Origin of the sequence: Aliiruegeria lutimaris (genome assembly GCF_900099935.1) — a bacterium.
Taxonomy (GTDB): domain Bacteria; phylum Pseudomonadota; class Alphaproteobacteria; order Rhodobacterales; family Rhodobacteraceae; genus Tropicimonas; species Tropicimonas lutimaris.
In genome coordinates, this window is record NZ_FNEK01000017.1 from 11,746 (window position 1) to 30,045 (window position 18,300).

The 18,300-nt window shown below is 63.8% G+C and carries 21 protein-coding genes and 1 tRNA gene; 10 read left to right on the plus strand and 12 right to left on the minus strand.

Features of this window, described 5'->3' with window-relative positions; translation table 11 throughout:
• Position 1 precedes the first annotated feature (1 nt).
• The 6 genes from BLR85_RS09805 to purC form a co-directional block, all read right to left on the minus strand.
• The gene (locus BLR85_RS09805; RefSeq protein WP_093154720.1) at positions 2 to 1,333 is read right to left on the minus strand and encodes a sigma-54-dependent transcriptional regulator; all 1,332 of its coding nucleotides are present in this window, start codon (positions 1,331 to 1,333) and stop codon (positions 2 to 4) included.
• Positions 1,334 to 1,364: 31 nt separating this feature from the next.
• The gene (locus tag BLR85_RS09810) at positions 1,365 to 3,122 is read right to left on the minus strand and encodes an ATP-binding protein (RefSeq protein ID WP_093154722.1); all 1,758 of its coding nucleotides are present in this window, start codon (positions 3,120 to 3,122) and stop codon (positions 1,365 to 1,367) included.
• A 238-nt stretch (positions 3,123 to 3,360) separates the two neighbouring features.
• Positions 3,361 to 4,029, minus strand: a complete 669-nt coding sequence (gene purQ / locus BLR85_RS09815) for a phosphoribosylformylglycinamidine synthase subunit PurQ (RefSeq protein WP_093154725.1) — start codon at positions 4,027 to 4,029, stop codon at positions 3,361 to 3,363.
• 14 nt (positions 4,030 to 4,043) lie between these two features.
• Positions 4,044 to 5,084, minus strand: a complete 1,041-nt coding sequence (locus tag BLR85_RS09820) for a zinc-dependent alcohol dehydrogenase family protein (RefSeq protein WP_093154728.1) — start codon at positions 5,082 to 5,084, stop codon at positions 4,044 to 4,046.
• Entirely contained in the window at positions 5,084 to 5,323 is a 240-nt protein-coding gene (gene purS, locus BLR85_RS09825) for a phosphoribosylformylglycinamidine synthase subunit PurS (protein ID WP_093154731.1), read from the minus strand. Before purS ends, BLR85_RS09820 begins: the two co-directional genes overlap by 1 nt.
• 68 nt (positions 5,324 to 5,391) lie before the next feature.
• Positions 5,392 to 6,153: a phosphoribosylaminoimidazolesuccinocarboxamide synthase gene (gene purC, locus BLR85_RS09830; protein ID WP_093154735.1), complete on the minus strand. Its 762-nt coding sequence runs from the start codon at positions 6,151 to 6,153 to the stop codon at positions 5,392 to 5,394.
• Between the two features lie 191 nt (positions 6,154 to 6,344).
• Here purC and BLR85_RS09835 point away from each other — a divergent pair, with 191 nt between their 5' ends.
• The 3 genes from BLR85_RS09835 to bmt all read left to right on the plus strand — a co-directional run bounded on the left by BLR85_RS09835 (position 6,345) and on the right by bmt (position 9,079).
• On the plus strand, positions 6,345 to 7,460 hold the full coding sequence (locus BLR85_RS09835; protein ID WP_093154740.1) for a hypothetical protein: 1,116 nt from the start codon (positions 6,345 to 6,347) through the stop codon (positions 7,458 to 7,460).
• Positions 7,461 to 7,558: 98 nt separating this feature from the next.
• Positions 7,559 to 7,888 carry a DUF1476 domain-containing protein gene (locus tag BLR85_RS09840; protein ID WP_093154744.1) on the plus strand — a complete coding sequence of 110 codons (330 nt, stop codon included), beginning with the start codon at positions 7,559 to 7,561 and terminating at the stop codon, positions 7,886 to 7,888.
• A gap of 180 nt (positions 7,889 to 8,068) precedes the next feature.
• Positions 8,069 to 9,079 (plus strand): betaine--homocysteine S-methyltransferase, encoded by a 1,011-nt coding sequence (bmt, locus tag BLR85_RS09845; protein ID WP_093154747.1) that lies wholly within the window; start codon positions 8,069 to 8,071, stop codon positions 9,077 to 9,079.
• Positions 9,080 to 9,141: 62 nt separating this feature from the next.
• Here bmt and BLR85_RS09850 read toward each other — a convergent pair whose 3' ends face one another.
• Positions 9,142 to 10,230: a PA0069 family radical SAM protein gene (locus tag BLR85_RS09850; protein ID WP_093154751.1), complete on the minus strand. Its 1,089-nt coding sequence runs from the start codon at positions 10,228 to 10,230 to the stop codon at positions 9,142 to 9,144.
• A 175-nt stretch (positions 10,231 to 10,405) separates the two neighbouring features.
• Between BLR85_RS09850 and BLR85_RS09855 the strand changes: the two genes are divergently transcribed.
• The 4 genes from BLR85_RS09855 (at position 10,406) to BLR85_RS09870 (ending at position 12,686) form a co-directional block, all read left to right on the plus strand.
• Positions 10,406 to 11,110 carry a corrinoid protein gene (locus BLR85_RS09855; protein ID WP_093154756.1) on the plus strand — a complete coding sequence of 235 codons (705 nt, stop codon included), beginning with the start codon at positions 10,406 to 10,408 and terminating at the stop codon, positions 11,108 to 11,110.
• Between the two features lie 43 nt (positions 11,111 to 11,153).
• Positions 11,154 to 11,339, plus strand: a complete 186-nt coding sequence (locus BLR85_RS09860; protein ID WP_093154760.1) for a hypothetical protein — start codon at positions 11,154 to 11,156, stop codon at positions 11,337 to 11,339.
• Positions 11,336 to 11,992: a DUF1638 domain-containing protein gene (locus BLR85_RS09865; RefSeq protein WP_093154765.1), complete on the plus strand. Its 657-nt coding sequence runs from the start codon at positions 11,336 to 11,338 to the stop codon at positions 11,990 to 11,992. The genes BLR85_RS09860 and BLR85_RS09865 overlap by 4 nt, the downstream gene beginning before the upstream one ends.
• A 76-nt stretch (positions 11,993 to 12,068) precedes the next feature.
• On the plus strand, positions 12,069 to 12,686 hold the full coding sequence (locus BLR85_RS09870) for an MliC family protein (protein ID WP_244520677.1): 618 nt from the start codon (positions 12,069 to 12,071) through the stop codon (positions 12,684 to 12,686).
• Between the two features lie 10 nt (positions 12,687 to 12,696).
• On the opposite strand, the gene BLR85_RS09875 is transcribed toward BLR85_RS09870, so the two are convergent.
• Complete coding sequence (locus BLR85_RS09875) at positions 12,697 to 13,125, minus strand: SufE family protein (protein WP_093154774.1); 429 nt, start codon at positions 13,123 to 13,125, stop codon at positions 12,697 to 12,699.
• A 140-nt stretch (positions 13,126 to 13,265) separates the two neighbouring features.
• Here BLR85_RS09875 and BLR85_RS09880 point away from each other — a divergent pair, with 140 nt between their 5' ends.
• Positions 13,266 to 13,742 carry a hypothetical protein gene (locus BLR85_RS09880; protein WP_093154779.1) on the plus strand — a complete coding sequence of 159 codons (477 nt, stop codon included), beginning with the start codon at positions 13,266 to 13,268 and terminating at the stop codon, positions 13,740 to 13,742.
• 71 nt (positions 13,743 to 13,813) lie between these two features.
• Here the strand turns inward: BLR85_RS09880 and rnd are convergent, their stop codons facing one another.
• The 3 genes from rnd to purM all read right to left on the minus strand — a co-directional run bounded on the left by rnd (position 13,814) and on the right by purM (position 16,696).
• Positions 13,814 to 14,974 carry a ribonuclease D gene (gene rnd / locus BLR85_RS09885; protein ID WP_093154783.1) on the minus strand — a complete coding sequence of 387 codons (1,161 nt, stop codon included), beginning with the start codon at positions 14,972 to 14,974 and terminating at the stop codon, positions 13,814 to 13,816.
• 85 nt (positions 14,975 to 15,059) lie between these two features.
• Positions 15,060 to 15,653 carry a phosphoribosylglycinamide formyltransferase gene (gene purN / locus BLR85_RS09890; RefSeq protein WP_093154787.1) on the minus strand — a complete coding sequence of 198 codons (594 nt, stop codon included), beginning with the start codon at positions 15,651 to 15,653 and terminating at the stop codon, positions 15,060 to 15,062.
• The gene (purM, locus tag BLR85_RS09895; RefSeq protein WP_093154792.1) at positions 15,650 to 16,696 is read right to left on the minus strand and encodes a phosphoribosylformylglycinamidine cyclo-ligase; all 1,047 of its coding nucleotides are present in this window, start codon (positions 16,694 to 16,696) and stop codon (positions 15,650 to 15,652) included. The genes purN and purM overlap by 4 nt, the downstream gene beginning before the upstream one ends.
• A 167-nt stretch (positions 16,697 to 16,863) precedes the next feature.
• On the opposite strand from purM, the gene BLR85_RS09900 reads away from it, so the two are divergent.
• A tRNA-Ile gene (locus BLR85_RS09900) sits at positions 16,864 to 16,940 on the plus strand.
• 363 nt (positions 16,941 to 17,303) lie between these two features.
• Positions 17,304 to 17,585 carry an MFS transporter gene (locus tag BLR85_RS09905; RefSeq protein ID WP_093154797.1) on the plus strand — a complete coding sequence of 94 codons (282 nt, stop codon included), beginning with the start codon at positions 17,304 to 17,306 and terminating at the stop codon, positions 17,583 to 17,585.
• A 302-nt stretch (positions 17,586 to 17,887) separates the two neighbouring features.
• Here BLR85_RS09905 and BLR85_RS09910 read toward each other — a convergent pair whose 3' ends face one another.
• Positions 17,888 to 18,292, minus strand: coding sequence for a hypothetical protein (locus BLR85_RS09910; protein WP_093154802.1), 405 nt, complete (start codon positions 18,290 to 18,292; stop codon positions 17,888 to 17,890).
• Positions 18,293 to 18,300 lie beyond the last annotated feature (8 nt).

Consider the following 18,300-nt stretch of genomic DNA (forward strand, 5'->3'; position numbering starts at 1 on the left):
TTCAGAGGTAATCCGATCGTTGCAAGCCGTATTTGGCCATCTTCTCGTTGAGAGTGCGCCGCGGCAGGCAAAGCTCCTCCATGACAGAGACGATCGATCCCTTGTGCCGCCGCATCGTGTTGTCGATCAACATCCGCTCGAACGCCTCGACATATTCCTTCAGCGGTTTTCCTTCCGTCGTCATCACAGGCTCGACGCTCTCGCTCTCCGCCATCAGCAGCGAGGCGATAGTGCCCGAGCCGCGCCGGCTCTGCAGGACCGCCCGCTCGGCCACGTTGGTCAACTGGCGCACATTGCCCGGCCAGGGCGCCTGCAACAGCTGCGCTGCCTCCTGCGCGCCAACCTCGGGCGCCTCGCAGCCATATTCATCCGCGAATTGGTCGGCAAAGCGGGTGAAAAGCTGCAGGATATCCTCGCCCCGCTGGCGCAGCGGCGGCAGCGTGATCCGCATCGCGGCCAGCCGGTAGAACAGGTCGGGCCGCAGCACGTCCTCGCTGGTCTTGCCCTGCTCCTGCAGGTTCGACACCGCAACGATCCGGGTCTCCGCCGGGCTGCCCTGGTCATTGATGAAGGTCAGCAGCCGCGCCTGCACATTGCTGTCGAGCGCCTCGATATCCTCAAGGCAAAGCGTGCCGCCGCGCGCCTGTTCCACCAACGGCAGAACCGCCGCATCGGGATCGCCTTCGAAAAGCTGCGTCGACATCTCGTCGGCCGGATAGGCGCCGCATTGCACCAGAACGAAGGGCTTGCTCGCCCGCGCGCCCACCGCGTGCAGCGCGTGCGCCGCCAGAGTCTTGCCGGTGCCCGTCTCGCCATCGATCAGCACATGTCCGTCCGCCTGGCCGAGATCGAGAATATCCTCGCGCAAACGCTCCATCGCGGGGCTCGCGCCGATCAGCTTGTCCATGATCTGCGTGCCGCCCGACAGGTCGCGTCTGAGCGCGCGCGCATCCAGCGCCAGCCGGCGTTTCTGCGTGGCCTTCTTGGCCAGTTCCGTCATCTGGTCCGGGTTGAAGGGCTTTTCGAGGAAATCGAACGCACCGACCCGCATCGCCTCCACCGCCATCGGCACGTCGCCATGGCCGGTGATGATGATCACCGGCAGCGCCGAATCCTGGCTCATCAGCCGCTTCAGAAAGGCCATCCCGTCCATGCCCGGCATACGCACGTCGGAAACGACAACACCCGGATAATCCGGGCCGATCCGCTTCAACGCTTCCTCGGCCGTCGCAAAGGTCTCGGTGTCGAAGCCGGAGAGGGCAAGCCACTGGCTGATCGACTGCCGCATGTCCTGCTCGTCATCGACGATCGCGATCTTCATTGCCTTGGCCATGATGCCACCTTTCTGGTCACGTTATCGCACATTACTCTGCCGCCTCCCGCTTCGCCTTCAGGATCGGCAGCTGAACTTCGAAAACGGCGCCGCCATCCGGGCCGTTCCAGGCAGTCAGGCGGCCACCGAAATCGTTGACGATCCCAGAGGAGATCGCCAGGCCCAGCCCGACTCCCTCTCCGGGTTGTTTTGTTGTGTAGAAGGGTTCGAAGAGCGATTCCAGATCCGCAATTCCGTGACCATTGTCGTGCACGCTCAGGATCGCGGTCTCGCCGGCCGACAGGATCAGCTCGATCTGCGGCTCCTCGGCCTCCTTGGTCGCGTCGATGGCATTGCGGAACAGGTTGATGAAGACCTGTTCCAGCCGAAGCCTGTCGCACATCACCATGACCGGCTGGGCCGGCATCGTGCGGCTGATCGCGACGCGGCGGCTCTTGAGCTGCGGCTCCATCATCGCCAGCCCCTCTGACACGGCCTCGCGCATGTCCAGCGGCTCGAAGGCCTCCTCCCCCTTGCGGGCATAGGATTTGAGCTGTCGCGTGATCGCCCCCATCCGTCCGATCAGGTCGTCTATCCGCTGGAAGGAACTCAGCGCCTCCTCGGTCCGCTTGCGCTGCAACAACAGCCGCGCGCCGGCCAGGTAGGTCTTCATCGCCGCGAGCGGCTGGTTCAACTCGTGGCTGACCGAGGCCGACATCTCGCCGAGTGCCGCCAGCTTGGAGCTCTGCGCCAGCGTCTGCTCGGCCACTTGCAGGTTCTTCTCTGCCCGCTCCCGCTCGGCAATCTCGCGTTGCAACCTCTGGTTGAGCACACGCAACTCCGCCGATTCCCGCTGGAACAGCCGCGAACGCGATTGCGCCTTGCGGCTCATGAAATAGAAGGCCGCCGCCAGAAGCAGCGCAAACCCCATTATCTCCAGCGCCAGAACCCCGTTCACCCGCTCCCGCACAGAGGCATAGGTGGTGAAACCCACAATCCGCCAGCCCTGGAACGGAATCCGCGCCTCCGAGCGCATCACCGCCTCACCAAGGATATAGGCATCCGGCATGGTCAGCGACCAATCCGTGGTGGCGTGCAGCGCCCGCGCGATGGCCGAAGGCGCCGATTGCGCCGCCAGCGCCTCTTCCACCGTGCGCCCGCGCCAGCGCGGCTCCGTCGCCAGGATGATGGATCCCTCGCTATCTGTCACCAGCACGGCATCCGCGATCCCCGCCCAGGAACTCTCGAATTTCCGCAGGTCGACCTCGACCACGATCACACCGATCACCTCGCGATCCGAGGTAATGCGCCGCGAATAGGTGAACTCCTTTACGCCCGTGTCCATCTCCACCAGCGAGAACACGGTGTCATTGGAGCGGATCGCGTCGATGAAATAGGGCGATGAGCGATGCGGCGAGCCAAGCTGGCTGCGATCCGTCGCCGCCACCACCCGTCCATCGGCATCCAGCATCATCAGCGAGGCCGCCCCGATCTCGTCCCGAAACGAGATCAGGCGTTGCGAGCTCTGGGTAAAATCGCCCGAATTCAGCGCCCCGATCAGTGCCGGGTCCTGCGCGAGCAGGAGCGGCACCACGGATGTCCGTTGCAACTCGCTGATAACGTTACCGGAATAGAGCGCAAGCCGCAGCTCTGCCCGGTTCCGCGTTGTCTCGGTAAACCGGTCGCTCAACCACAGGTTGGTAACGTAGAGAGTCACCCCCGCCGCAACGAGGATCAGCACCACGACGACACGCAGCCGCCATGGCGTGTTTTCCTCGACCGTATCAGGAAGGTTCGGGGTTATGGACATGCACGAAACTTAGGCGATAAGGGACCGAAACCCAAGGGAATAGCGCAGGCAACTCACCCAACCGGAGCCATGCGTGACAGCAGGATGTGATCACGATTCCGCCAGCCTGCGGCGCCAGAAAAACCACGGAACTCGTTGCGTCTTCTTCTGACCCAAAATATCCTGGGGGGGAGCGCTCGCCAGAGCGCGTGGGGGGCAACGCCCCCCGCCAAAACCCTCAACCCGTACAAACATCGCCTCAGGCGTCGGCCAGCATCTCCGTGAGCGCGGTGAACATCGCCAGCCCATCGGTCCCGCCATGCATCGGATCGATCGCGCGCTCCGGATGCGGCATCATCCCCAGCACCCGCCGATTGGCCGAGAATATCCCGGCAATATCGCTGGCAGAGCCATTGGGGTTGTCGATGTAGCGGAAGGCGACGCGCCCGTCGCCATCGAGCCGGGCGATGGTCTCGGCATCAGCCTGGTAATTGCCGTCGTGATGCGCGATCGGAATCGTGATCTCCGCGCCCGCGTCATAACCCGACGTATAGGGGGACTGGTTGTTCTCGACCCGTAGCCCGACCGGTTTGCAGACGAAATGCAGGTTGGCGTTGCGCATCAGCGCGCCCGGCAGCAACCCCGTCTCAAGAAGAACCTGGAAGCCATTGCAAATGCCCAGAACATGGCCGCCGCGCTCGGCAAAGGCCTTCACCTCCCGGCAGATCGGCGCGTTGGCCGCGATCGCTCCGCAGCGCAGGTAGTCGCCAAAGGAAAACCCGCCTGGCAGGCCGATCACGTCCAGCCCGTCAGGCAGCGACGTGTCGCGGTGCCAGACGCGGTGAACCTCGAAACCGGCGGCTTCGAAGGCAACGGCGAGGTCGCGGTCGCAATTGGATCCGGGGAAGGTGACGACGGCAGCGCGCATGTGGGTCGGGCTCCTCAGCTCAGGAAATCGGTGATGACGGCAACGCCCGGCGGCGTCGGGCCGTCAAAGGCGGAAAGTTCGGCGGAGGCGTCCGAGAGGCGGACGCGACGAGAGATCAGCGGCGACAGATCGAGCTGCGAGGCCTCCAGCAGGCTCAAAAGACTCGGGTAGCGCCAGGCGGGCATGCCACGGGTGCCAAAGACGGCGAGTTGCCCGGAATAGACGGCATCCATCGGGATCGGCATGGTCGCATGCGCTCCGGTCGGCATGCCGACCTGAACCATGCGCCCCATTTTACCAAGGGATTTCAGCGCACTTACGGTAGTTTCTTCAATTCCGAGCGCCTCGATGGCGACATCGGCCCCACCGCCGGTCAGGTCCCGCACCGCCGCGGCCGCATCGGTCGAGGCCGCGTTGACGCCCGCCTCGGCGCCGAGGCGCATGGCGTAGTCGAGCTTCTCCTGGATCACGTCGACAACGACGACCTTTGCCCCGAGCGCCTTGCCAAGCATCGTCACGGAAAGGCCAACACCTCCGGCACCGAACACCGCGAGCCACTCGCCGGGGGCAATCGCGGCCCGCCCCGTCAGCGCATGCCACGCGGTCGTGACGCGACATCCCATGGCTGCAGCCAGCGCCGGCTCCATCCAGGGCGGCAGCGCGGTCAGGTTGGTATCGGCAAATGGCACGGCAACCAGTTCCGCATAGGCACCATCCTGCGTGAAGCCGGGGAGCGCCTGGTCCGGACAGATCGTCTGCCGGCCACTGGAACAGGCCGGGCAATGGCCGCAAGCAAGAATGAAGGGCGCGATTACACGGTCGCCGAGCTTCCACTGCGAAACGCCCTGCCCGACGGCGACCACTTCGCCACAATATTCATGGCCGGGGATCTGCGGCAAACGAACCGGGTCCGCCCCGGTCCAGACATGCCAGTCCGACCTGCAGATGCCACAGGCCAGCACCCTGAGCACCACGCCCCCCGGCGGCGGCGTGGGATCGGGGCGCACGCCGATCTCGAGCGGTGCGCGATAGCCTGTCAGCAAAGCCGCCCGCATCAGGCAATCTCGATTGAGTAGCTCTCGATCACCGTGTTGGCGAGCAGCTTCTCGCACATCTCCTTGACCGCGATCTCGGCGGCGGCGGCATCGGTCTCGGCGAGGTCCAGTTCGATCACCTTGCCCTGACGCACGGCATCGACGCCCTGGAAACCCAGCGAGCCGAGCGCGGATTTCACCGCCTCGCCCTGCGGATCCAGAACGCCGGTTTTCAGCATGACGGTAACCTTGGCCTTCATTTCTGCTCGTCCTTCAGTCTTCTGCCAGTCTTACGTGGCTGCGCCCCTCCGATGAGGAGCACAGGCTTTCAATTGATCAGCGTGGGCTTGCCAATCGGAGTAGCGTTGTTCGGCAGAACGCCAAGACGCCTGGCCACCTCGGTATAGGCATCGGCAAGGTTGCCGAGGTCGCGCCGGAATACGTCCTTGTCGAGCTTCTGACCGGTTTCCATATCCCACAGGCGGCAGGAATCGGGGCTGATCTCGTCGGCCACGACCAGGCGCATGAAATCGCCATCCCAGATTCGTCCGATCTCGATCTTGAAATCGACCAGTTTGATTCCGACACCCATCATGATGCCCGAGATGAAGTCGTTCACGCGGAGCGCCAGCGCGACCATGTCGTCCATGTCCTGCTGGGTGGCCCAGCCAAAGGCGATGATATGCTCCTCGGTGACCAGCGGGTCGCCTAGCGCATCGTCCTTGTAATAGAATTCCACGATCGGGCGCGGCAGCGGCGTGCCTTCGGCAATGCCCAGACGCTTGGAGATCGAGCCGGCGGCGACGTTGCGCACGACAACCTCAAGCGGAATAATCTCAACGGAACGAATGAGTTGCTCGCGCATATTGATTCGCTTAATGAAGTGCGTCGGCACCCCGATATCGTTCAGCCCCTTCATGAAGAACTCGGACAGGCGGTTATTGAGCACCCCCTTGCCCTCGATCACGTCCTTCTTCTCGGCATTGAAGGCGGTGGTGTCATCCTTGAAGTATTGCACGAGCGTTCCCGGCTCGGGCCCTTCATAGAGAATCTTGGCCTTGCCCTCGTATATTTTCTTGCGACGTGCCATGGGATCCTTTCATCGGCCATTCGGGGACGTCCCGCGGCCGGTTCCGATTGGCCCTATAGTGCATGGGCTCTCATGTCGCAAGCATGGTGCCTCATGCGGCGCGATCGGTTGACACGCCCGCCGTGGTGACAGACGCTTGAAACAGCCTGGCCGGAAGAGTGACAGGCATTAACAGATGGGGGTGCGGGCAGATGACTGAAGATTTCGCGCTTATCGACTTCGCGCTCACGGCGCGCGCACCGGCCGAGGTAGCCGAAGCCATCGGCCAGGTCCGAGCGGCAAGACCCGCCACGCCGGCCCCGGAGGCGCCTGCCCGTCGCGGGATACTGTCCCGCCTGCTGGGGCGCGGCGGCACCGCCAGAAATGCGTCTTCCGGCGGCCCGAAACTGCGCATTCAGCCCGCGGACACCCTCGCCCCGCCGCCGCTCGCACGGATCGTGCTGGCGGATATGGGGTTCGCCAGCAATGGCGGGCCGGTCCGCCTCACCGGCCCGCTCGGTGCAGCCGGCCTGACCCTGATCGAATTTCGCGAAGGCGACGGGGACACATCCGGCTTTTGCGAGGCGCTGAGCAAGGCGCTCAAGGGCGACGAGATCTTCTATTTCCGCCATTCCGGCAGCCGCCATCCCGGCGCCCATTTCGCCTTCCATGTCTACCAGGACGGACGCGTCACGCGGCGCGCGGTCTCCGTCAGCAAGGATGGCGCCATTCCGGAGGCGCGTTGGGACGGCGCCGACAGCGGAATGCCGCATCCGCTGGAAACCGACAGCCTGCCCGCCCCCGGCACCGCCAATTCCGAGATCATGACTCCGGTTCGGCAGTCGATCATCCTGGAGGCCCTCGGGCTGGACCCCGAATACCTGTTCGCGGAGGCGCAGGAACCGGGCCTTGTCACGCTCGAACTGTCGGAGGATGCCGGCGGACGGCCACTATCCGAGGTGAACGCGATCGTGCGCGAGCAGCTCCACCCCGCATCGCCGGAGCTCGAAGACGACGAGGCACAGGCCGAGCTTCCGCTCGATCAGCCGGCAGGGGACACGGAAACATCGCACGCACCGTCCGAAGAGCCACAGGAGCCGAACTGGGAAGAGGAAGTCACGGGCCTGCTTGTGGAGGCCGTCGAAGCCGCCCTTCCGGCCGATCAACAGGTCGCATGGCTCGACCAGCTCACCGAGCGCCTCGTGGGCGGCGATATCGACGGCGCGCTGGCCGAGGCACACCGGATGATCCGGGCCGGAGATCGCAGCGAGCAGGACAAGGTCGCCGCGGCGATAAGGCTGGCCGAGCTCTTCGGGCGCGGGGAGTGACGGGAAATCGCAGGCACGGGCGGCGGGTCCCACTAGGCAAGCCCCGCGCGACTACATAGATTGGAATCACAACAGATTAGCGGGGGGAGACCGTATCGATGACCACCTTTGACGATCGCGAAGCTGCATATGAGGCGAAATTCGTTCATGACGCCGAAATGGAGTTTCTGGCCCAGGCCTCGCGCAACAAGCATATCGCCTTCTGGGCCGCTGCGCTGTTGGGCATGACGGCCGAGGAGGCGGTGCGCTACGCCAAGGACATTATCCGCGTCGATCTCGAAGAGGGCGGCGAAAAGGCCGTTCTGGCCAAACTGATGGCGGACCTGAAGGGCGAACGGACGGAGGAGCGCGTGCGCCAACTCATGGGCGAGTTTCTCGTAGAGGCGCGTGAGCGCGCGTCAAAGGGCGAAATCCGCTCCATGCTGTGACCCTCTTTCCGGTTCTGCAAGTCAGATCGGCCCTCCGAACGCGCCCTCGTTGCGGGGCGCGTTTTGCATGCGCCTCATGAAGATCATGACCGCAATCAATTTGCGTCCAGCCGCTGTTCGTGAGAAGAGCGCGCATCCAGCCAAATATACTCGGCCCTTTTTTCCTGTGGGACAGACAGCATGACCGACGCCCTATCCAAACTGCTTTCGACACGCGACTGGCTGATGGCCGACGGCGCCACGGGCACGACGCTGTTCAACATGGGCCTGCAATCGGGCGATGCGCCGGAGCTGTGGAACGCCGATCACCCGGACCGGATCCGGACTCTCTACCAGGGGCCGGTCGATGCAGGGTCGGACATTTTCCTGACCAACACGTTCGGCGGCAACGCCTCGCGGCTGAAGCTGCATGATGCGCAAGACCGCGTGCGCGAATTGAACCGGCTGGGCGCCGAGCTTGGCCGCGAGGTGGCCGACAAGGCCGGGCGGCCGGTTGTCGTGGCAGGCTCCGTCGGGCCGACCGGGGAAATCATGGCTCCTATGGGCCCGCTCACCCACGAACTGGCCGTGGAGATGTTCCACGAGCAGGCCGAGGGGCTGAAAGAGGGCGGCGCGGATGTGCTCTGGGTCGAGACGATCTCGGCGCCTGAGGAATACAAGGCCGCCGCCGAAGCCGCGCGGCTGGCCGGCATGCCCTGGGCCGGCACGATGAGCTTCGACACCGCGGGCCGGACGATGATGGGCGTTACCTCGGCCGACATGGTCACCATGGTGAACAAGCTCGCGCACAAGCCGCTTGCCTTTGGCGCCAATTGCGGCGTCGGATCCTCCGACCTGTTGCGCACGGTACTCGGCTTTACTGCCCAGGGGCCGGAGATCCCGGTGATCGCCAAGGGCAATGCGGGCATCCCGAAATACCAGGATGGCCACATCCATTACGACGGCACGCCGGAGCTAATGGCAAAATACGCGGTGATGGCGCGGGATGCCGGTGCGAAGATCATCGGTGGCTGCTGCGGCACCACGACCGAGCACCTGAAGGCGATGCGGGCGGCGCTGGAGGGCACGCCCACCGGGCCGCGCCCGACGCTAGAGCAGATCGCCGAGACGCTTGGCGGGTTCTCCTCGGCCAGCGACGGCACCGGCGAAGGTGCCCCCGAGGCGCGGACACGGCGGCGGCGGCGCGGCTGATACGATCCTGCGGATCGTGCCTACGGCGAGATTATTCCTTCCAGGAAGCAGCCTTGAGAGGCTCAAAACAGGCTGAGCTGGTCGCCACTGGCGGGCGGCACACGAAAGAGGTCCGTACGCAAAGGCGGCGGGCTTGTGGTCAATTGCAAGCGTTTGACGGAGAGGCGAAAGCGTTGGTGGAGAAGCTCGGCATAGGTTCCCTGCCCCGTCATGCGGGTCTGCCAGCTGGAATCGTATTCCGCGCCGCCATGGGTTTCGCGGATGCGGTTCAACACGCGGTCAGCACGCAGAGGGCGGGCCTGCTCAAGCCATTCGCGAAACAGGCCCGAGACCTCCAGCGGCAGGCGCAGCAGGATCATCATGGCCGCGCTGGCGCCGGCATTGGCGGCGGATTGCAGGATCGGCTCGATCTCGTGGTCGGTCAGGCCTGGGATGACTGGCGCGAGCGAGACCATGGTCGGGATGCCCGCCCGGGCGAGGGTTTCGATGATCTTGAGACGGCGCGCGGGCAATGGCACGCGCGGCTCCATGGACCGGGCCAGCGACGCGTCGAGCGTCGTGATGGAGATGGCAGCGCGAACGAGACCATCCCGGCCCATCTCGCCCAGGATGTCGGTGTCGCGTTCGATCAGCGTGCCCTTGGTTGTGATCGTGAACGGATGACGAAAGTCCCGCAGGACCTCGAAACAGCCGCGTGCGATCCGCTGTTCGCGCTCGATCGGCTGGTAGACATCGGTATTGGTGCCAAAGGCGATCGGGGCCACCTTGTAGCGGGGTTTAGAGATTTCGGCCCGCAACAGTTCCGGCGCACTGGGTTTCACCGTCAGCCGGGTTTCGAAATCGAGCCCCGGCGACAGGCCGAGGAAAGAATGGGTTGGCCGGGCGAAGCAGTAGATGCAGCCATGCTCGCAGCCCCGATAGGGGTTCACCGACCGGTCGAAGCCGATATCGGGCGACTGGTTTCGCGTGATGATCCGGCGCGGCGTTTCGCTCTGCAGCTCGGTGCGCAACGGCGGGGGCAGGTCCTCCTCCGCCCAGCCATCCGCGAAACCCTCGCGCTGATGCGCCTCGAATCGCCCCGGACGATTGGACAAGGCGGCACGGCCGCGCCTAAGTTCGGGGCGAAGATGGGTCGGGTCCTGATGCGACATGATCGAATGCTAGAACATAATGAGAACATCCTGCAAGCCTCGACCGCAAGGAAGAGTTCCGGAGGTCGGTGGAGGCGCGGCGCATGTCGCAAATCGTCGCGTCCGCACATGGACTTGCATGGAAACGTGAACGAAAGCCCCGGCGCCCCGGCGCCGCTCTGCCAGGAGTCCTGAAATGTCCGACGAAGAAGACGACATCATCCTTTCCGAACTCGACAACGAGGAGTTGGTGCAGCAGATGCATGACGACCTCTATGACGGTCTCAAGGAGGAGATCGAGGAGGGCGTCAACATCCTGCTGGGACGCGGCTGGCAGCCCTACCAGGTGCTGACCGAGGCGCTGGTGGCGGGCATGACCATTGTTGGCAACGACTTCCGCGATGGCATCCTGTTCGTGCCCGAAGTGCTGCTTGCGGCCAACGCGATGAAGGGCGGGATGGCGATCCTGAAGCCACTTCTGGCCGAAACCGGCGCGCCGCGCATGGGCAAGATGGTGATCGGCACGGTGAAGGGCGACATCCACGATATCGGCAAGAACCTCGTCTCCATGATGATGGAGGGTGCCGGCTTCGAAGTGGTCGATCTGGGCATCAACAATTCCGTCGACGCCTACCTGGAGGCGCTGGAAGCCGAAGACGCCGATATTCTCGGGATGTCGGCGCTGCTGACCACCACAATGCCCTACATGAAGGTCGTGATCGACACGCTCAACGAGAAGGGCAAGCGCGGTGACTACATCGTGCTGGTGGGCGGCGCGCCGCTGAACGAGGAATTCGGCCGCGCCATCGGCGCGGACGCCTATTGCCGCGATGCCGCCGTTGCAGTGGAGACGGCCAAGAAATTCATCGCGCGCAAGCACAATCAGATGGCCGCGGGCTGACATCGCGCCCGCCAATTCTTATGTCGGGGGAAAGGAGTGTGCCATGCCCCCGAAAACCTTTATAATTCTGCTCGTCGCTGTCATCATGCTGGCCGCCGTGACTGTCGGCGTGGCGGCGGTCTTCTGGAGAAGTATCGCGCCCTGGGCCGGGCTTGTCTTCGTGGTGCTGATCGGGTTGAAACTGCTGCAGGCGCGGCACTGGCCGGGGCCGGGAAAAGAGGACAAATGACACTCTCCGACCGCGACCTGACGGAACAGGGCCTGACGCTCGATACGGGCGGCGCGGCACGGTTGCTGGTGATCGGTTGCGGGGCGATTGCCCGCGAGATCCTGGCGCTCAAGGCGACGAACGGATGGACGCATATGGACCTGGCCTGCCTGCCGGCGATCCTGCACAATCATCCGGACCGCATCGCGCCAGCTGTCGAGGCAATGATCAAAGAGAAATCAGAGCGTTACGAGACGATTTTCGTTGCCTATGCCGATTGCGGCACCGGTGGGTACCTGGCGGATGTCTGTGAGCGCCACGGCGCCGAGATGATCGCGGGGCCGCATTGCTACAGCTTTTTCGAAGGCAATGAGCGCTTTGCCGAACGCGCGGCGGACGAGATCGACAGCTTCTATCTCACTGATTTCCTCGTGCGGCAGTTCGATGCCTTTGTCTGGCGCCCGCTTGGGCTGGACCGCCATCCGGACCTGATTCACAGCTATTTCGCCCATTACCGGCGGCTGGTCTACCAGGCCCAGGTTAACGACCCGGCGCTGGACGCGAAGGCGGAGGAATGCGCGGCGCGGCTGGGGCTGGCCTATGAACGGCGTTTCACCGGATACGGAGACCTGCAATCTGCGCTTGCCTCTGTTGCACAGCAGCGGCCCGGTTGATCGATGCCGCGCGCGTGCTAGGCTTTCGACTCGACGCGCCCAAAGCCTAGGGCGACCCTTTCCGCGAGACATGATCATGCGAGCCATTTCATTATTCTTTTCGACCCTGCTGGCATGCGGTCCGTCCTGGGCCGCGGACGGCCCCTCCTTCGATTGCAGTGCGGCAACAAGCGAAACCGAGACCCTGATATGCGGCGATGCGCGGCTGTCGGAACTTGATCGCCGCCTCGCCGCGCGTTTTTCCGCCGCGATGGAGGCGGCGCGCGGGCTCGATGCCGGCGCCGCCGGGGCCGAAGACGCCCTGCGTGGGTTTCAGCGGGGCTGGATCAAGGGACGCGATGAGTGCTGGAAAGCACAGGACAGCCGCGCCTGCATTGAAGAAAGCTACCTGACCCGCGAAGGCGTACTTGTGGCGACCTGGATGCTGGAACCACCGCGCGGGACCGATTTCTGGAGCTGCGGCGGCTCGCCGGCCAACGAGGTCGTAACGACGTATTTCGATACCGAACTGCCGAGCGTCCGTTTCGAACGCGGCGACAGCGTGGATGCGGGATCGCTGGTGCGCACCGCGTCGGGCTCGAAATACGAGGGAAGCTTCGGTCGCTCGATCTGGATCAAGGGTGAGGAAGCGACCTATCGCGAACCGGATCCGGACGGAAAAAGCTACGAGTGCCGATTGGCAAGCTCGCGCTGAGCGCGCGGGCTTACGCAGCCAGGCTCCGCTCCGACAGGTCGCGGATACGTTGAACCATGGCCCGCAAGCCATTGGAACGCTGCGAAGAAAGATGCTCGTTCAGCCCGAGCCGGGCCAGCTCGGACGGCGCATCCACGGCAAGCGCCTCGCGCGCGGTGAGGCCCGAATACAGCGCCAGCAGGATCGCGATCAGCCCGCGCACGATCATCGCGTCGCTGTCGCCACGAAAGGAAAAGACGGCATCGCCACCCTGCCCCTCGATCTCCGGCACCAGCCAGACCTGGCTGGCACAGCCATCAACCTTGGTGGCTGGCACGCGCAGCGATTCCTCAAGCGGCGGCATCGCCTTGCCAAGGTCGATCACATGCCGGTAGCGCTCTTCCCAGTCATCAAGGAACTCGAAGGTCTCGACAATGTCCTCGAATGCGTCCTGTGCCATCAAATGCTCCTTTTCTGGGGATACTACCTAAGGCCGCTGCGTCGCGGCGTCCAGTACGGCAAGGCGTTCAGGCAGGGTTTTCAATTGCACATGATTTCGCTAAGCCGTTGGGCAGGAATGCGGGCCGACGAGGACGTGAAATGAAAGTGCAGATTGTTGCCGGCCTGGTTGCCGTGCTTGTCCTGACCGGGTGCCAGTCCCGCTACAACCCCACGAACTGGGGATGGTTCAGCGGAAGCCAGTCCGGGACTCTTGAGCCACGCAAGGGCTACCCCTCCGACGTGGACCCGCGCAATCTCGTCAGCCAGGTGACCTCCATGCAGATCGACCAGGTGCCGGGCGGGGCAATCGTTACCGCCGTCGGCCTGCCGCCGACCCAAGGCTATTGGAATGCCGACCTGATCTCGACTTACAAGACGGAGACCGGCGCTGTCGCCCCCAAGGATGGCGTGATCCAGCTCGAGTTTGTCATCGCGCCGCCGCGCCAGCAGCGCAACGTTGTCAACACGGCGTCACGTGAGGTTTCCGCAGGCACGTTCCTGAGCGATCAGACGCTTCGCGGCGTGCGCACGATCCGGGTCATCGGTCAGAACAACCAGCGCAGTTCGAACCGCTAGGCCAATTCGCTTCGAAACGGACTCACCCGTCGCCGCCTTGGAACATGGGTTTCGAGGCCGCAGGTGGTGCCTCAGAGCTCGATCACGCGAACATTCGCCCCATCGGCGGCCAGCGCGATCTTTCCCTCGCACAACCGCAGCGCATCGGCGCCAAAGACTTCCTCTCGCCATCCCTTGAGTGCGGCAACGTCGCGCCGACCGGAAGCGATCAGGTCCAGATCGGCCGAGGTGGCGATCAGTTTCTGCGCCACCGAGGATGATTCCGACTTTGCCTTCAGCAGCACCCGCAGCAGGTCGGCCAGCGCCGGATTGACCTGCAGCTTGTCCCGGCTGGTATCCGGCTTCGGGCAGTCCTCGGGCTGGGTGGCAAGACCGGCCGCGATTGCGGCAAGAATGCCGTCGGCAATCGCGCCCTTGCGGGCATCGCGCAGCAGCATCCGGGATTTTCCGAGCTCCTGCACATTGCTCGGCTTGGTCGAGGCCAGCTCCAGCAGCGCATCGTCCTTGAAGACCCGGTTGCGCGGGATATTACGCTCCTGCGCATAGATTTCGCGGAAACGCGCCAGCTCGCGAACGATGGCGAGAAACTTGCCCGAATTGGTCCGCGTCTTGACCCGTTTCCAGGCATCCTGCGGCACCACGCGATAGGTGGCGGGATCGGTCAGAACAGAAAGTTCCTCTCCCAACCAATGGGTTCTGCCGCTTTTTTCAAGTTGCGCCGCAAGAAATTCGTAAATTCCGCGCAGATAGGTCACATCGGCCAGCGCATAATTCTGCTGCGCATCCGAGAGCGGCCGGCGCGACCAGTCGGTGAAGCGCGAGGACTTGTCGACCGAGCCGCGCACGATCTTGCGCACCAGCGTCTCATAGCCCACCTGCTCGCCGAAGCCGCAGACCATGGCGGCAACCTGCGTGTCGAAAAGCGGCTCGGGAAAAACATTGCCCTCGTGGAAGAAAATCTCCAGGTCCTGCCGCGCGGCGTGGAAGACCTTCACCACCGAGGTATTGCGGAACAGATCGTAGAGCGGTTCCAGCGAGAACGCCTCGCCGGCCTCGATCGGGTCGATCAACACCGCCTCTCCGTCATCGCCCGGCAACGCCATCTGGATCAGGCAGAGCTTGCTGTAATATGTTCTTTCACGAAGAAATTCTGTGTCCAGCGTGACATAGGGACCGTCCTTGGCCTGCTCACAGAATGCGGCAAGCTCTTCGGTCGTGGTCAAAATACGCATGCAAGGCGACTCTTTATTGGTTTGCCGGAACGGCTTTTCTGCCCGTTCCGGTTGTCTTATCGTCAATGACCGCGGTTTGGAAGTGTCACGGAAGCGTTACTGGCGTTCGGTCGCCCGCCGCGTATCGCCGCAGAACCGCCGGGTATAGCTTGTGCTCCATCACCAGCACCCGCGCTGCAAGCGTCTCGGGCGTGTCGCCCGGCTCCACCGGCACCCGCGCCTGGCCGAGAATCGGGCCGTCATCGAGCTCCGGCGTCACCTCGTGCACCGTGCAGCCATGCTCTGAATCGCCCGCCTCCAGCGCCCGCTTATGGGTGTGCAGCCCGCGATATTTCGGCAGCAAGGAGGGGTGGATATTCAGCATCCGCCCGGACCACGGCGTCACGAAACCGGCCGTCAGAACCCGCATGAAGCCGGCAAGGCAGATCATGTCGGCGCCATGCGCCGCGATGATCTTCTGCAATTCAGCCTCGAAGGCCGCGCGATCCTTGCCGAAGGGACGGTGATCGAGCGCCGCCGTCGGCACCCCGCGCGCGGCGGCCTTGGCCAGCCCACCGGCATTCGGGTCGTTCGACGCGACAAGGCAGGGCTGCGCCGGGTGTCCGGCCTCTTCCATGCTGTCGAGGAGCGAAACCATGTTGGAGCCGCCCCCCGAGATCAGGATGGCGACGCGTTTCACTTCAGCTCTCCGCTATAGGTGACGCCCTCGCCCACGATGACCGAACCGATCCGATTGACGGTTTCGCCATGCTCTTCCAGCAACCCGGCAAGCGCCTCGGCACACTCGGGATCGACGAACAGAACCATGCCGATGCCGGAGTTGAAGGTCTTGAGCAGTTCGGAAATCTCCAGCCCGCCCGCTTGCGCGAGCCACTGGAAGACCGGCGGCAGCGACCAGGCGGACAGGTCCACCGCGCAGCCAAGCCCCTCGGGCAAAACGCGCGGCAGGTTCTCGGTCAGCCCGCCGCCGGTGATATGCGCAATCCCGTGCACGCCGCCCGAACGGATCGCGGCCAGCGCCTGATTCACATAGATCCGTGTCGGCGCCAGCAGCGCCTCGCCCAGCGGCGCGTCCGCAAAGGGCGCCTTGTCGTCCCAGGAAAGGCCCTGCACCTCCACGATCTTGCGCACCAGCGAATAGCCGTTGGAATGCACGCCCGCCGAGGCCAGCCCGAGCAGCAGATCGCCCTCGGCCACGCCCGCCGGCAATGCAGCGCCACGTTCCATCGCACCGACAGAGAAGCCCGCGAGGTCGAAATCCTCCGATGCATACATGCCCGGCATCTCCGCCGTCTCGCCGCCGATCAGCGCCGAGCCAGACTGGCGGCACCCATCGGCGATGCCCTCGACCACCTGCGCCGCGCGCTCCACGTCAAGCGCGCCACAGGCAAAATAGTCGAGGAAGAAGAGCGGCTCGGCGCCCTGACACACAAGGTCGTTGACGCACATCGCCACGAGGTCGATTCCCACACCCGAAACGTAACCGGTATCGATGGCGATCTTGAGCTTGGTGCCGACGCCATCGGTCGCTGCGACCAGCACCGGATCGTCGTAACCCGCCGCCTTCAGGTCGAACAGCCCACCGAAACCACCGAGCCCGGCCATGACACCCGCCCGGTCAGTCGATTTTGCCGCCGGCTTGATTCGCTCCACCAGCGCGTTGCCCGCATCGATGTCCACGCCCGCCTGGGCATAGGTCAGCCCGTTTTTCTGTTCCGCCATGTCGATCCCCAGATTCGTCTGCCGCCCGAATAGACCAAGCGCGCCGCAAGGTCCACGTGCGGCAAACGCCGTATTGTGAACAGGAATCCCACCGAATTCGGTTTTTTCATCCCCTCTCGGCTTCCTCTTGACCCTGCCCGCGACAGGCCCTACCCATGCCGATGCGCGGGCCTGTAGCTCAATTGGTTAGAGCAGAGCGCTCATAACGCTTTGGTTGCGGGTTCAAGTCCTGCCGGGCCTACCAGATTTTCCAAGACCGCCAGATTTCGCGCGTTGCTCGGTCGATTTTCCCAAGAGACTGATCGGCGGATGTTTCTTGTTGAAAAGTGAAATCGCCCGCCCGCAAGGACGACCGTATCGGTCAGATTGCCCTGCGACACGTGTTCGGCCGCGCAGACCGGCAATGCCCGGACCGCCCATTTCTGGTGCCGATTGGACGTTGATCAAATGGCTCCGGCGCGTTCCAATGCCTCCGGTCTGTTGGTGTTGGTTATTCCGCCGGTCCCAAATCCCAAATCGCTTGACGTCAGACCCTCCCGGATCGTCCCCGAGCAGTTGAGCTTTTGACGGCATTCGTGCGCACAAAAAGATCTCTGGAGAGACAAGAATGATTGTCGAGCAGCCCGTTCTGGGCAGGAGGGGCCTGTTGCTGCTCCTGATCACGCTCGGGGCCTTTCCGCCCCTGACCATGGACCTCTACCTGCCGGCCCTGCCCCAGATGGCTGCAACCTTCCAGACCAGCCACGCGATGGTGAACCTGACGCTGGCCGCCTTCATGGTTGCCTTCGCGGTCGGCCTGTTGTTCTGGGGACCGCTGAGCAAGCGGACGCGCCGCAAGCCGTTGCTCCTGGCCACTCTGGCGCTCTATGTCGCGGCAAGCCTGCTCTGAACGCTCTCGAACCATGTCGAGGCGCTCATCGGAAGCTACGGCCTGCTGATGATCACGGTGGGAAGCCTCTGCGCCATGCTGTGGCTGCTGGTGCAGCACCGGCCCTTCGTCACCGACAAGCTGCCCCAACCTGGATAGACGCCCACCCGGGACAACCGGCTGCCGGCCAGCCTACCTGGCTGGGGCTGAAAAGCATCACCATCATCTTTCCGAAAATATCCTGGGGGGAGCGCTCGCCAGAGCGCGGGGGGCAACGCCCCCTAGCGCCGGCAATAACCGGCATTCCCAACCGTCTTCACGCGTTACTGAATCGAAAGATCGAGATTATACCCCACCGTCTTGCCCGCATCGCGGTCATTGCCCATCAGATAGACCCGGATCGTGTAGTCCCCGTCCTCGGGCAAGGTAACGCGGGCAACATTGCCATCCATCGAACCGTTAAAGATCGCAACCCCATCACTGCCAGGCGGCAGGATGTTGAAATAGACCGTTCCATTGCCGTTGGTGTCACTCATCATCAACTCGGCAAAGAGCTCTTGCCCACCCGACGCGCCGAGGCGGTAATCGAAATACTCGTCACCGGTGATCGTACCGCTCACCATCGCGCCGAAATCACCTCTCAGGAAATGCACATCGGCGACCGTCTGGGCACAGGCATTGCCGGCAAAAGGCAGGCTGACCGCAAGGGCAAGCAGAGCAGCTTTCATCTTAATGG

What these genes read in the sequence shown, in the direction of transcription:
- purS (WP_093154731.1), bottom strand. Translation starts at nt 5,323, where the DNA reads ATGAAGGCCAAGGTTACCGTCATGCTGAAAACCGGCGTTCTGGATCCG.
- BLR85_RS09875 (WP_093154774.1), bottom strand. Translation starts at nt 13,125, where the DNA reads ATGGCACAGGACGCATTCGAGGACATTGTCGAGACCTTCGAGTTCCTT.
- bmt (WP_093154747.1), top strand. Translation starts at nt 8,069, where the DNA reads ATGACCGACGCCCTATCCAAACTGCTTTCGACACGCGACTGGCTGATG.
- BLR85_RS09880 (WP_093154779.1), top strand. Translation starts at nt 13,266, where the DNA reads ATGAAAGTGCAGATTGTTGCCGGCCTGGTTGCCGTGCTTGTCCTGACC.
- purC (WP_093154735.1), bottom strand. Translation starts at nt 6,153, where the DNA reads ATGGCACGTCGCAAGAAAATATACGAGGGCAAGGCCAAGATTCTCTAT.
- purM (WP_093154792.1), bottom strand. Translation starts at nt 16,696, where the DNA reads ATGGCGGAACAGAAAAACGGGCTGACCTATGCCCAGGCGGGCGTGGAC.
- BLR85_RS09840 (WP_093154744.1), top strand. Translation starts at nt 7,559, where the DNA reads ATGACCACCTTTGACGATCGCGAAGCTGCATATGAGGCGAAATTCGTT.
- BLR85_RS09820 (WP_093154728.1), bottom strand. Translation starts at nt 5,084, where the DNA reads ATGCGGGCGGCTTTGCTGACAGGCTATCGCGCACCGCTCGAGATCGGC.
- BLR85_RS09910 (WP_093154802.1), bottom strand. Translation starts at nt 18,292, where the DNA reads ATGAAAGCTGCTCTGCTTGCCCTTGCGGTCAGCCTGCCTTTTGCCGGC.
- BLR85_RS09870 (WP_244520677.1), top strand. Translation starts at nt 12,069, where the DNA reads ATGCGAGCCATTTCATTATTCTTTTCGACCCTGCTGGCATGCGGTCCG.
- BLR85_RS09860 (WP_093154760.1), top strand. Translation starts at nt 11,154, where the DNA reads ATGCCCCCGAAAACCTTTATAATTCTGCTCGTCGCTGTCATCATGCTG.
- BLR85_RS09835 (WP_093154740.1), top strand. Translation starts at nt 6,345, where the DNA reads ATGACTGAAGATTTCGCGCTTATCGACTTCGCGCTCACGGCGCGCGCA.
- BLR85_RS09810 (WP_093154722.1), bottom strand. Translation starts at nt 3,122, where the DNA reads ATGTCCATAACCCCGAACCTTCCTGATACGGTCGAGGAAAACACGCCA.
- BLR85_RS09865 (WP_093154765.1), top strand. Translation starts at nt 11,336, where the DNA reads ATGACACTCTCCGACCGCGACCTGACGGAACAGGGCCTGACGCTCGAT.
- BLR85_RS09805 (WP_093154720.1), bottom strand. Translation starts at nt 1,333, where the DNA reads ATGGCCAAGGCAATGAAGATCGCGATCGTCGATGACGAGCAGGACATG.
- BLR85_RS09855 (WP_093154756.1), top strand. Translation starts at nt 10,406, where the DNA reads ATGTCCGACGAAGAAGACGACATCATCCTTTCCGAACTCGACAACGAG.
- rnd (WP_093154783.1), bottom strand. Translation starts at nt 14,974, where the DNA reads ATGCGTATTTTGACCACGACCGAAGAGCTTGCCGCATTCTGTGAGCAG.
- BLR85_RS09850 (WP_093154751.1), bottom strand. Translation starts at nt 10,230, where the DNA reads ATGTCGCATCAGGACCCGACCCATCTTCGCCCCGAACTTAGGCGCGGC.
- purQ (WP_093154725.1), bottom strand. Translation starts at nt 4,029, where the DNA reads ATGCGCGCTGCCGTCGTCACCTTCCCCGGATCCAATTGCGACCGCGAC.
- BLR85_RS09905 (WP_093154797.1), top strand. Translation starts at nt 17,304, where the DNA reads ATGATTGTCGAGCAGCCCGTTCTGGGCAGGAGGGGCCTGTTGCTGCTC.